The sequence below is a fragment of the Pseudomonas sp. genome (genome assembly GCF_050739655.1).
Taxonomy (GTDB): Bacteria; Pseudomonadota; Gammaproteobacteria; order Pseudomonadales; family Pseudomonadaceae; genus Aquipseudomonas.
The window spans coordinates 1-11613 of the sequence record NZ_JBOIBY010000168.1; the positions used below are offsets into that span (position 1 = coordinate 1).

General features: G+C 54.9%; 8 protein-coding genes. 3 read left to right on the forward strand and 5 right to left on the reverse strand.

Going from position 1 to position 11613, the window contains the following annotated elements:
* Positions 1 to 138: 138 nt before the first annotated feature.
* From ACRESJ_RS07930 to ACRESJ_RS07945, 4 genes are read right to left on the reverse strand one after another with little or no spacing between them, the layout of a single operon-like run.
* Positions 139 to 1299 (reverse strand): NAD(P)/FAD-dependent oxidoreductase, encoded by a 1161-nt coding sequence (locus tag ACRESJ_RS07930; protein ID WP_431757412.1) that lies wholly within the window; start codon positions 1297 to 1299, stop codon positions 139 to 141.
* A 24-nt stretch (positions 1300 to 1323) separates the two neighbouring features.
* Positions 1324 to 2829 carry an FAD-dependent oxidoreductase gene (locus ACRESJ_RS07935; RefSeq protein ID WP_431757413.1) on the reverse strand — a complete coding sequence of 502 codons (1506 nt, stop codon included), beginning with the start codon at positions 2827 to 2829 and terminating at the stop codon, positions 1324 to 1326.
* A 10-nt stretch (positions 2830 to 2839) separates the two neighbouring features.
* A complete protein-coding gene (locus tag ACRESJ_RS07940; RefSeq protein WP_431757414.1) occupies positions 2840 to 3805 on the reverse strand; it encodes an electron transfer flavoprotein subunit alpha/FixB family protein in 966 nt (321 codons plus the stop codon).
* Positions 3805 to 4596 (reverse strand): electron transfer flavoprotein subunit beta/FixA family protein, encoded by a 792-nt coding sequence (locus tag ACRESJ_RS07945; protein ID WP_431757415.1) that lies wholly within the window; start codon positions 4594 to 4596, stop codon positions 3805 to 3807. The genes ACRESJ_RS07940 and ACRESJ_RS07945 overlap by 1 nt, the downstream gene beginning before the upstream one ends.
* Before the next feature lie 298 nt (positions 4597 to 4894).
* Here ACRESJ_RS07945 and ACRESJ_RS07950 point away from each other — a divergent pair, with 298 nt between their 5' ends.
* From ACRESJ_RS07950 to ACRESJ_RS07960, 3 genes are all read left to right on the forward strand, one after another.
* The gene (locus ACRESJ_RS07950; protein ID WP_431757416.1) at positions 4895 to 6007 is read left to right on the forward strand and encodes an NAD(P)H-dependent flavin oxidoreductase; all 1113 of its coding nucleotides are present in this window, start codon (positions 4895 to 4897) and stop codon (positions 6005 to 6007) included.
* A 174-nt stretch (positions 6008 to 6181) separates the two neighbouring features.
* Positions 6182 to 7864 carry a choline dehydrogenase gene (locus tag ACRESJ_RS07955; RefSeq protein ID WP_431757417.1) on the forward strand — a complete coding sequence of 561 codons (1683 nt, stop codon included), beginning with the start codon at positions 6182 to 6184 and terminating at the stop codon, positions 7862 to 7864.
* 453 nt (positions 7865 to 8317) lie between these two features.
* The gene (locus ACRESJ_RS07960; protein ID WP_431757418.1) at positions 8318 to 9961 is read left to right on the forward strand and encodes an ABC-F family ATP-binding cassette domain-containing protein; all 1644 of its coding nucleotides are present in this window, start codon (positions 8318 to 8320) and stop codon (positions 9959 to 9961) included.
* Between the two features lie 358 nt (positions 9962 to 10319).
* On the opposite strand, the gene ACRESJ_RS07965 is transcribed toward ACRESJ_RS07960, so the two are convergent.
* The coding region (locus ACRESJ_RS07965) for an MFS transporter (protein ID WP_431757419.1) at positions 10320 to 11613 on the reverse strand (1294 nt) is incomplete at its 5' end.

Below are 11613 nucleotides of genomic sequence, written 5' to 3' on the forward strand. Positions count from 1 at the left end.
ATCTTACTTTTCAAAGTGTAGTTTTCAGGCAAAATGCTCCCGCAGCACTTATGTTCTATTGTTAGAAAATCAGAAGTGCCGAGCGCTCAATACCAACGAACTCACTGGTGTAGATTGGTTACGAACAATGTTTAATTTTTAGGTGTTATAACTTCCTGGTTGCCACTTCCTTTGTACCTTCCAATCCAAAGGAAGATCTTTGAAGCGATCCAACTTCAAAGCATCGATAGGCATCGAAGTCTTGCCCTCCAACGCGAGATCCTTCACCGCGACCCCCACGCTCACCGCCATCCCAAATCCGTGGCCGGAGGTGCACGCGATGATCAATCCCTCAGGATCGCTGAGCCGATCAACGATACACACTTGATCTGGCGTGACATCAATGATGCCGGCCCAGCTACGAAGCAGTGGGATATGAGCAATCGAAGGCATCAGCTCAGCCAAGCGTCCAGCGATATTCCGCACGATAGGCGTATTGGGCTTGGCAGATTCTTCAGTGAGGCTGACATCGATCCACTCATGTGGCCCCCCGTTAAAATGGATGTTGCCACGACGGGTCTGACGCAACGACAAACCGTTACCAACCATCGCGACATCAAACAGAGGTGGAAGCGGCGCAGTGACCATCGATTCCAGGCGCACCGTAGCGATTGGGATGTCCACTCCCACCATCGCGCCTACTTTCGCGAGTTGGGGGCCCGCGCAGTTCACCACGATCGGTGCGTAGATAATCGAATCGGGTGTACGCACACCTTTGACTCGACCACCTTCCACCAGGATATCCAGCGCAGGACTGTTTTCGATAATGACACCGCCGCGATCCTGAAACGCCCAAGCAAATGCTTGAGAGGTGCGCTGCGGGTTACCGTGTCCTGAGCGATGGGTGTGAATGCCTCCAACAATGCCAGGCATGAGGCAAGGAGCAATCTTCCTGCACTGCTCACCGTCAATCAGCTCAAACGGGATTGCCGTCGTGCAGAAGTGCTCATAGGTGAGCTGCATGTCCGCCCACTCCTGAGCATTCGTGGCGACCCAGAGGCGCCCCTCCTGCTTCCACTCCGTGGGGTATCCCAGCTCTTCATCAAGGGTGTCCCACAGCTTTTCGGCTTCAGCGGCAAGCGCCGATTCCATCGGCTGTTCGCCACGCAAGCTCAGGAAGCCGGTTGCGCGAGAAGAGGCTTCAGCTGCGGTACGACCCTTGTCGAGAACAATGACCTTGGCTCCAGCCTTTGCAAGCCAGTAAGCAGAGGCCAGCCCTGTAATCCCCGCCCCGATAATTACGACATCTGCGTTTTGCATACAAACCTCTTACCTGCAGGCGACTCAGTGAACGCCAGGGATCGTGTCTTCGACCGGGTGCAACCACGTCGGCCAGTTGTCACGCATCTCTTTGGGTTCATCGTGCGCACGGATGATGTTCAGCGGCAGAGCACGTACAGGCACTCTATAACTGCCTGGAGCGACCTTGTTCAATTCAACGCCGGCAATGCCTGCAAGCAGCATCGCTGAATGCTCACGGCAACGGCGACCTTGGCAGTGGCCCATACCAACCCGCGTCATACGCTTGAGCATGTCCTGGCTTGCCTGGCCCTCCGCAACGAATGTTTTGGCTGCATCGCAAGGACTGCTAAGGGTCGAGGCGAGGTACTTCGGCGCACGAACTTCGATGAGTTCCTGACGCGATACATCCTCACACTGGCATGCCATCACGCCCATGCCACCAGCCTTGACCAAAGCGTCTAGCCAATACTGCGGTGGATAGACTGATCGGGAGTCCGACTGCACCTGAGGTGAAGAGATTTCACCCTCCACTGCCTGGCCCTCACGCGCCGCGATCGCAGCAGCGATGCGCTGACCTTGGTAGATCGACACTTCTGGGTTGACGAGCGCAGTTTCGGTCACTCCGCTGGCATCACCTGCCACAAAGACATTCGAGATCGTGCTTTCGAACTCGGAGGTCAGCCGAGGAGCCCAACCACCGAGATCCGCGTTGTAGTCCAGAGCGCCGCCGGCTGAAGCAACCAGCTCGACATTCGGCACCACACCGTAGGCCATGCAAACGGTGTCGCATGTCACATCGACTGCCGGCAGAGACTTGTCAGAGACAGGAACCAACACAGCCCCGCTGACTTCGTTCACGCCAACGGTGCTCTTGATACAGTACCCGCTAAAGATTTGAACGCCCTGATCCCTCAAGGAAGCAGCGAGCTCAGAATCCCCCTGCAACTCATCAGCAGCTTCGACGATACCCACGACCTTGATACCAAGCGCGATTGCTTGGATCGCTAGCTGGAGGGCCACGTTGCCCGAGCCTAATACCAGTACCTGATTACCGCCAAGCGCCTGATATTTACCCATCAGCGTAGTGGCACCTTTTGCCGCCAGCACTCCAGGCAGGTGCCAACCGTCAAAGGACAGCACTAAATCGCGGGCGCCCGCAGCAACGATGAGGTAGTCAAAGCCAAGCATCCAGGATTTCTCAGTATCGGCCAGGCCGACCTGATTGCACTCCAGATGCTCATTGTTTGCACCCGACACAAAGAGGCCCCAAACGCAGGTGTTGGTCAGTACTTCAACACCTGCTTCCAGACATTCCATCAAAAGATCGTTGGAGCCCAACACGCGGTCTGCAATCGTGCCTTCATCCGACAAAACAGGAGCAAGTCGAGCGCCGTAAAAGTATGGCGCGTCGAGGCTCATGGCTGCAGTGTTCTGTGGGTGTTCATCAATCAGTGTCACGGTCAGTCCCCGACGTGCAGCCTCAAGCGCCGCAGTACAACCTGCAACGCCTGCGCCCACGACGACAACTTGTTCTTTTGTAATAGTCATCGCAATTCACCTACTTGCTACGCAGCTCTTGTACACGCGCAACGAAAGCTGGCAGGACAACCTTAGCGTCACCCACCACACCGAACTTCGCAACGCTGAAAATGTTGGCCTCAGCATCGCTGTTGATGGCTACGACGTTTTTGACGCGGCTGATGCCGGCCAGGTGATGAATCGCCCCAGAAATGCCAGCAGCGACATAAAGTTCTGCGGCAACTTTCAAGCCACTGAAACCTACCTGCTTGGTAGTCGGAACCCATCCCATTTCTACCGCAGCCCGAGTCGCACCGACAGCAGCATTGAGTCCCTTGGCGGACTCTTCGATGACTTTCCAGTCACCGGCACTGCCGATCCCGATACCACCAGACACAACGACTTTTGCGGTGCGAAGTGATGGGCCGTCACCTGCGGCTTCGGAAATCGTTTCAACCACCGAGACCGGGTTGTCGATAGCGCCCATAGCTACCTTTTCAGCAGCAACAGCCGCACCACCTGCTGCTGGAGCGAAAGCACCGGCGGAAAGAGTCACAACCTTCAACTCGCTTGTCATTGAGTATTGCGCTTGAACGGCGCCACCGCACACAGGCTTGGTCGCGAGCAGTGCACCACTCGCTTTCTCAAGAGCACTGCAGTTGGTAACCAGCGCTGCGTTCAACCGTGCTGCTAGACGCGGTGCCCACTCCAGTGCGTTGGAAGTGTGAGGAACGATAATCAGCTCAGCACCTGCTTTTTTCGCGATCTCTGCCGCAGCGCTGACGAAGGCTTCGCAGGTGTAGCCAGTCACTTGAGCGTCATCGACTACCAATAGGCGGTCGACATCCGCTATTGGGAATGCGCCGTCGGAGATACCGCTGCCGATCAGGGCAGCGACAATTTGCGAGCCAGACTCACGCACGGACAAGGCAGCAGTGATGGCTTCCGCCGAAACCTGAGTCAACACGCCATTCTGAATCTCACCAAAAACGACAATGCTGGACATCAGATCACCCCCTCTTGAACCAGACGGTCTGCCAAGGCACGACCATTTGCTTCGTCGGAGCCTTCGGAAATCATTACGGTGTCCACCTTAACGGCAGGCTTGATAAACAGCCGCGTCAGCTCGATCGACGGCGCCGCAGATGGGACGCCCAAGTCGGCCTCAGTCCACGTAGGGATCACGACCTTTTTGGCCATCATCACGCCTTTGAGGCCTGCGGTACGAGGCTTGTTGGCCTCGTTGGAAATACCCACCAGCAGAGGCAGTCTCGCCTTGAGACGCTGAGTGACATCCTCACTCATGCGGTCAACAGTTAGCGCTTGCTCTTCAACCTGGGCGATTGCTTTGACAGGAGAAACGGAAGCAAAGCCTAGCTTCTCGGCGAGGATGAGATGCGTCTGACCCGCATCGGTATCGGACGAAGCCTTGCCTGAAAGAACGAGGTCGACATTGCCCAGCTTCTGGATGGCTTTGGCCAGTTGGTCGGCAATTACGAAGCTGTCGCAATCGAGACCAACCGCGCCTTTAATATGTACACCACCATCCGCGCCCATCGCGATCGCTCGACGTAACTGGGCAATGGCCTGGTCGTCCCCAACGGTCATCACGGTCACAGTACCGCCGACCGCTTCCTTGATCTTCAACGCTTCTTCGACAGCGTTGGCGTCATAACCATTGAGAACTGAGCTCATACCAGAGCGCATCTCTATCGATTTCTCGTCCGGAGCAACCTGCAGCAAAACAGGCGGAGTGTTCGGGTCAAATACTTGCTTAAGAGTTACAACGATGTGCATGCGATGCTCCTACGGTGCCAGCATTTCATACGGTGAAGTAGTCCTCGCCTCCTGACTGCCCTCGTTTAATCCCCTGGTGATACGACCGCCAGTTAGCGAGCGTTTCTTTGCGTAGGGGCCCTGTACGGAAGGGCTGGCGAAGGTGGCTTGAGACCGAATGTACAACCTTTTGACTTTGCAGTATACAAAAAAGACTCACGGGTCTAAGATATTTCCAAGGAGCCAACCGACCCCGTCGGCGCCCCGAATTTGAACAAAAGCGCCGCGTCAGGCGGCTTCACCAGAGGTCTGTATCCTTATGCGTACTGCAGTCACTGAAATGTTTGGGATCGACATCCCGCTCTTCGCTTTTTCCCATTGCCGCGATGTCGTGCTCGAAGCCTCCAAGGCAGGTGGCATGGGGATCCTGGGTGCTGCATGGATGACTCCAGAAGAGCTGGAAGTCTCGTTGAAATGGATCGACGAGCGCATCGAAGGCAAACCCTACGGCGTGGATATCGTGTTTCCTGGCACCTTCGCCCCACTCACCGACGATCGCGATCCAGCCAAGATCCTGCCGGAAGGCCATCGTCATTTCGTCGATAAAATGATGAATGACGCTGGCATTCCCGAGCTGCCAGACGATGACGCCAAGGCATTTGCTCAAGAGCACGCCGACAAGATGAAGATGACACCAAGCGATAGCGAGCGCTCGCTGCAGATCGCGCTGCGTCACCCCGGTGTGAAATTCATCGTCAGCGCGATGGGTGCAGCACCCAAACACGTAGTCGAGATCGTCCATCAGCACGGCCTGAAAGTGGGCGCACTGGTCGGCAATATCGATCACGCCATGAAGCAAAAAGAAGCTGGCGTCGACGTACTGATCGCCCAAGGCGCTGAAGCGGGCGGCCACGTCGGTCGCGTTGGCTCCATGGTTCTGTGGCCTCAGCTGGTCGACGCGATGGCACCGATTCCAGTACTGGCCGCAGGCGGTATCGGTCGCGGTCGTCAGTTTGTTGCAGCAATGGCACTGGGCGCCGCAGGCGCGTGGTGCGGCTCGATTTGGTTGGGTACCCGTGAGAGCGATCTGACTCCGAACATGAAAGAACGCATGTTCGAATCGAAGTCAGAAGACGCTGTTGTGAGCAAGGCTCTTACTGGCAAGAACTGCCGAATCCTGCGCAGCAACTACACCGAAGCCTGGGACAAGGCCGAGGAAGTGAAGCCTCTGACCTTCCCTCTGCAATCAATCCTAGGTGGCGTGCCACTGCGCCGGGCTGAGCGGGTACGTCGGTTCGACTACTGGACTTACGCTGTGGGCCAGATTGTCGGTGACATGAACCAGGAAACAACTGTTCGCCAGGTCTTCGCTGAGATGCTGGGCGAGTACGTTGAGGTCATGGAGCATCTGAGCAACTTGCTGGAAGACTGATCGCAGCCGCTTCACTGAACAGCCATGCGAAAGCGTTCGTCGTAAATCGACACTCGCTTTCGTATGGCTCACGACACCGTGTTATGCCATTACGGAAGGCGCTAAATAAGGCCTCGCACGTGTGCGAATTCTCGTATCTGTGCACGTACCGAATTGACGTTTTTGGAGTAAGAGATGGGAATTGTATCGAAGGCTCTTCAGCAATATGACTACGTCGTCGTTGGCGGAGGTTCTAGTGGGTGCGTCATCGCTTCGCGCCTCTCAGAAGAGTCCAGCGTTAGCGTCCTCCTCATTGAGGCTGGGCCGACAAATAAAAGCTGGACGATCGACATGCCATTGGCGGTAGAGCGCCTTCTAATCGACGAGAAGTTCAACTGGGCTTACGAATCAACGCGCGACGCAACCATCAACAACCGTCAGATTGCCCATCCACGTGGGCGCGTTCTTGGCGGCTCCTCTTCCATCAACGGCATGGTTTACACGCGCGGTCATGCGCTTGATTATGAGAACTGGGAGAAAAAATACGGCTGCGACGGTTGGGGCTATGCGGGCGTGCTCCCCTATTTCAAAAAGGCCGAGACAAGCCTGGGCAACAAAAACGATTATCGTGGCACTGAAGGCCCACTTTTTGTGAATTGTCCCGATGTGATGGCCAATCCTGTCAATAAGGCTTTCATGCTCGCAGGTGCTCAAGCAGGCTATCCGGTCACCAAAGACTCCAATGGGTTTCAACAAGAAGGCTTCGGCCCGAACGAATGCACCATCTACAAAGGTGAGCGTTGGAGTACAGCGCGCGCGTATTTGTCCAGCACCGTGATGAAGCGCAAGAACCTTCATGTCATCACCGGTGCCTTGGCTGAAAAAATCCTGATCACGAACAAGACCGCCAAGGGCGTTGTATACCGCCATGATGGCGACCGACTCCAAGTGCTCGCGAATCGCGAGGTTATCGTATGCGGTGGAGCCTTCAATTCTCCGCAGCTACTTCAGCTGTCCGGGATTGGCCCGCGTGACGTGCTTGAGAACGCAAGTGTTCCCGTTGTCCATGAGCTGCCAGGAGTAGGCGCTAACCTACAGGATCACCCTGACCTGGTCATCAAGTGGAAGTGCAAAACTGCCGTTGGCCTTGGCACGATCCTAAAGTTTCCGAAGAAGCACCTCACGGGCATTTCCTGGTTCCTGAACCGGTCAGGTGCCGCGTCCAGCAACCAGTTCGAAGCAGCAGCTTACCTGCGCTCACGCCCAGGCCTTGAATATCCAAACTTCAAGCTTGAAATACTGCCTTTGGCATTTCAGAAGGACACATTCACACCCTACGAAGGCTTCAGTTTTCAGATTCACATGTCGCTGATGCGAACGGAAAGCCGTGGTGCAGTGAAGATCACTTCACCTGATCCAGCCACCAAGCCGAACATCAAGTTCAATTACCTGGAAGCTGAGAACGACATCATTTCACTCCGGGAAGCACTCAGACTGACCCGAGAAATTGTTGCCCAAGAAGCGTTTCACGAACTGCGAGACAAAGAACTCGAACCAGGTATCGATTACCAGACCGACGAGCAGCTCGACAGTTGGATCCGCAAAGCCGTTGCCACCGCGTTCCACCCATCGTGCACGTGCCGTATGGGCGCTGCAGGCGATCCAATGGCGGTGGTCACTCCAGATCTTCGCGTGCACGGGATCGCCAACCTAAGAGTGGCAGACGCCTCAGTTATGCCAGAGGTCATCGCGTCAAACACGAACGCACCAACGATCATGATCGCCGAGAAAGCGGCGGACATGATCAAAGGCCGAACCCTTGCGAAGGAGCACAAAAACTATTTCGTGTCGTCCAAATGGCAAAGCAGCCAAAAATAAGTACGACGCTCAAAACTCACTTAATAAAAATAAGACCCGTTATGAACACACCCTTTAACACTGCCATTCACTCAGCGGCCTCTCCCCTGCTGACTTTCCATCGTTTCAATTGCCCCAGGTAAGCCCCCTAACGAGTGCCTTACTGACGTTCTGATTGGAGCAATCATCGCCATGGTCGTGCTAGGCATGGTGTGGGCTCTACGGCTACGAGTGAGCAATCCCGGTGTCTAGAGAAGCATTGTTCGACAAAATAGCTGATCGTCTTCCCTACACCTTGGGGCACGCGCGAGCGTGGCTTTTTATGAGGGCAGCCGCCTACCGGGCGAGGCGCTGTTCCTCATAACAGTACAGAACAGATGACACTCCTGACGCCTTGCTGATCGACAAATCTTTTAGCTTGCCAACAACTCTGCACAGCCGTCCCTACATCACTGAAACCACATCGACTACCCCATGATCTCTCTTAAAAACATCGAACTCAGACTGGGCACGAAAGTGCTGCTTCAGCAGGCCAATGTGCTGATAAACGCTGGAGAGAAAGCTTCATTGGTTGGGCGCAACGGGGCGGGCAAGTCGACCCTTTTCTCGCTCTTCACCGGCCAAGTAAGGGAGGATCTAGGCGACTTCGAGATGCCGGTGAAGTGGAGGATTTCTCAGGTTGCCCAGAATATGCCAGAGACTGCGGACGGTGCGACCGACTTCGTTTTGCAGGGCGACGTCGTCCTGATGCAGGCTCGCGCGGCACTGGAGGTCGCGATCGCCCAGGATGATGGGATGGCCATGGCCCAGGCTTACTGCGACCTGACTGACGCCGGGGATCATGATGCGGCCGCTCGCGCCCAAGTCCTCATACAGGGGCTGGGGTTCAAGCCTGGCGTACTGAACAATCCAGTAAACAGCTTCTCTGGCGGTTGGCAAATGAGATTACAGCTGGCTCGCGCGCTGATGTGTCCGTGCGACCTGCTGCTGCTCGACGAGCCCACCAACCATCTTGATCTTGATGCCCTGATTTGGCTCGAAGCCTGGCTTGCCAAGTTCGAGGGCACCATGCTGGTCATCAGCCATGACCGCGAATTTCTTGACGCTGTGACCGAGGTGACGGTGCATCTTGAGCATGCTCAGCTCAATCGATACAACGGCAACTACAGCGTGTTCGAAAGCTTACGAGCAGAGAAGCTTGATCAGAAGCAAGCAGCTCACGAAAAGCAGCAGGAGAAGATGGCGCACTTGCAGAAATATATCGACCGCTTCCGGTATAAAGCGACCAAAGCACGCCAAGCTCAAAGCCGTATCAAGGCTTTGGAGCGTATAGAGAAGATTACCGCCGTGATAGCTGAGGCTGAGTTCACTTTTACCTTCAAAGAGCCTATGAACATTCCAAGTCCTATGCTGACTATCGAGAATGCCGATTTTGGGTATCCCTCAGGCAACGCCGATGACCGCAACCTCATCCTCAGGGGTGTTCGTAAGTCTGTGCTTGCTGGCCAGCGCATCGGGATTCTAGGCGCGAATGGGCAGGGAAAATCGACCCTCGTCAAGACGATCGCTAGAGATTTGCGAATTGTTAACGGCTCGATTATCGAGGGAAAGGGCCTGACTATTGGGTATTTTGCTCAACAAGAACTGGACGTGCTGCGAGTGGACGATACCCCCTTGGGCCACATGCTGGAACTTGCCAAGAATGCAGTCGACCAACCCGGGCAAGCTGCGCGGGAGCAGGAGATGAGAAATTACCTCGGCACCTTCAACATCAGCGGCGACATGGTCACCCAGAACGTCAGCACACTGAGCGGCGGAGAAAAAGCCAGGTTGGTATTGTGCATGCTTGTGTGGCAACGCCCCAACCTTCTATTGCTCGACGAACCAACCAACCACCTCGATCTTGCCACACGCGAAGCATTGGCCCTAGCGCTGAACCAGTTCGAGGGCAGCCTGATGCTGGTGAGCCACGACCGAGCACTGTTACGCTCCGTCTGTGAGGAGTTCTGGTTGGTGGGTGATGGTGGCGTCGTATCATTCGATGGAGATCTCGAAGATTACCATCGCCACCTGTTGAGCGAGGCAAAACGACAGCAACTCACCAGGCAAGAGAACTAGCGGCACTCCGAAAAGCAACCGCTGAGGCACTCGGCTGATGCCCAAGTATCGAAGCGGGTCAAATTTATCCAGCAGAAACTTGAAGATATCGAATCGAGTATTTCAAAACTTCAGACCAGCAAGGCCGTGCAGGAGGAAAAGCTAACTGGCAATACCTGTGAGCTCTCTAAGCTTCAAGCGACCTCGCTGTTGATCCATGGCTATCTGTCGGAAATTACAGCGCTAGAAAACACTTGGTTCGACTTGCAAAGCGAGTTGGAAGCAGTGGGTGTGGCTTAACTACATCCAACATCGCTCTCATCAACCAAAAGAAAACTATCTCTCCGACTCTCCAAATATTAGTTGCAGCAAACAACACTCAAGTCACTCGAAAACTTAGTTCTGTACGAGAGCGCTCCAAAAAAACCATAACGAACACTGCGAGCATAGACGTTATGATCGCAAGGCCTCGCAGCAGAGTAGCAAAGGCGGAAACGTAGACATCGTGTATAACCGATTGATCTAGCTGAGTAACCGTTGCCACCTGACCAATGTTCCCTTGGGCCAAGTCGAACGCATTTGCTGCAAGTGTGGGTAGTTGGACACTGATCAGCAGCGCCAGCACCGAGCCAGCCAAAGCCAAGCCCAACGACTCACTCGCCAACCGGACAGTGTTGAAAACCCCTGAAGCCATACCTGCTCGATCTGAAGGCACTACGGATACAGACAAGCTATCCATGAGCCCCCAAGGGAGACCAGTGCCCACTCCAATTATTAGAAGAGGGATGATGAGTTCAGTCATGCCTCCGCCCTCTCGGAGCGAAAGCAGCACAAGCCCTATGCTGGCGATCACTAGCCCTAGCCCCGAGATCGCAGCCGGGGAGAAACGCCTAGCCAATCGAACTGCGACGGTAGGAAGTATCATCAGTGGCAAGCTTAGGGTAAACATCGCTACCCCCGCTTTCGCAGGTGACATGCCCTCAATGGCAACCAGACGAATCGGCAGTAGGAGTAGAAGCACCACATAACAGCAGGTTGTAGCCAGAGGCAACGCCTGCACGGCTAGGAATGCCGCATATTTGAACAACGAAAGATCTAGCATGGGTCGGATCTGACGGTGTTGCACGTTTATGAATATCAACAGAGCGACCAAGGAGCTGAGCAAATAGGCAAGTGTCGAAAAGCTCGTCCACCCTTGGACAGGTGCCTGCAGAAATGCCCAGGTCATTAGACTTAATGAAGCGCAGATCGAAAGAATCCCAACCCAGTCGACCTCCTTGACTTCGGGATCTCTCGACTCCTTTAGGGCCCCATGCCCTACGATCAAAGCGAGAATTCCGAGAAAGGAGGACAAAAAGAAAATGGATCGCCAACCAAAGGCATCGATCAGCATGCCCGATACGGGCGGCCCCAACGCAAGCCCCACACCAAAACTTGTTCCAATCCAGCTCAATGCCTTTTTTTTAGCTTCAGCATGGAACGAGCTCGCAAGCATCGCAGACCCGGCTGAGAGCAATGCGGCTCCGAACGTTCCTTGAATTGTGCGCAGGAGCGAAAGCGCCGTAGCACTTTGCGCGCCCCCCAGTAGAAAGGAGACAACTGTAAAACCCACAAGGCCAGTCAAAAAGACTTTTTTGCGTCCAACTCGATCCGCGAACGTCCCTGCGGCCAAC

Excerpts from the sequence above, each read along its gene's own strand:
- ACRESJ_RS07945 (WP_431757415.1), bottom strand. The coding sequence starts at position 4,596 with ATGCACATCGTTGTAACTCTTAAGCAAGTATTTGACCCGAACACTCCG.
- ACRESJ_RS07960 (WP_431757418.1), top strand. The coding sequence starts at position 8,318 with ATGATCTCTCTTAAAAACATCGAACTCAGACTGGGCACGAAAGTGCTG.
- ACRESJ_RS07950 (WP_431757416.1), top strand. The coding sequence starts at position 4,895 with ATGCGTACTGCAGTCACTGAAATGTTTGGGATCGACATCCCGCTCTTC.
- ACRESJ_RS07955 (WP_431757417.1), top strand. The coding sequence starts at position 6,182 with ATGGGAATTGTATCGAAGGCTCTTCAGCAATATGACTACGTCGTCGTT.
- ACRESJ_RS07940 (WP_431757414.1), bottom strand. The coding sequence starts at position 3,805 with ATGTCCAGCATTGTCGTTTTTGGTGAGATTCAGAATGGCGTGTTGACT.
- ACRESJ_RS07930 (WP_431757412.1), bottom strand. The coding sequence starts at position 1,299 with ATGCAAAACGCAGATGTCGTAATTATCGGGGCGGGGATTACAGGGCTG.
- ACRESJ_RS07935 (WP_431757413.1), bottom strand. The coding sequence starts at position 2,829 with ATGACTATTACAAAAGAACAAGTTGTCGTCGTGGGCGCAGGCGTTGCA.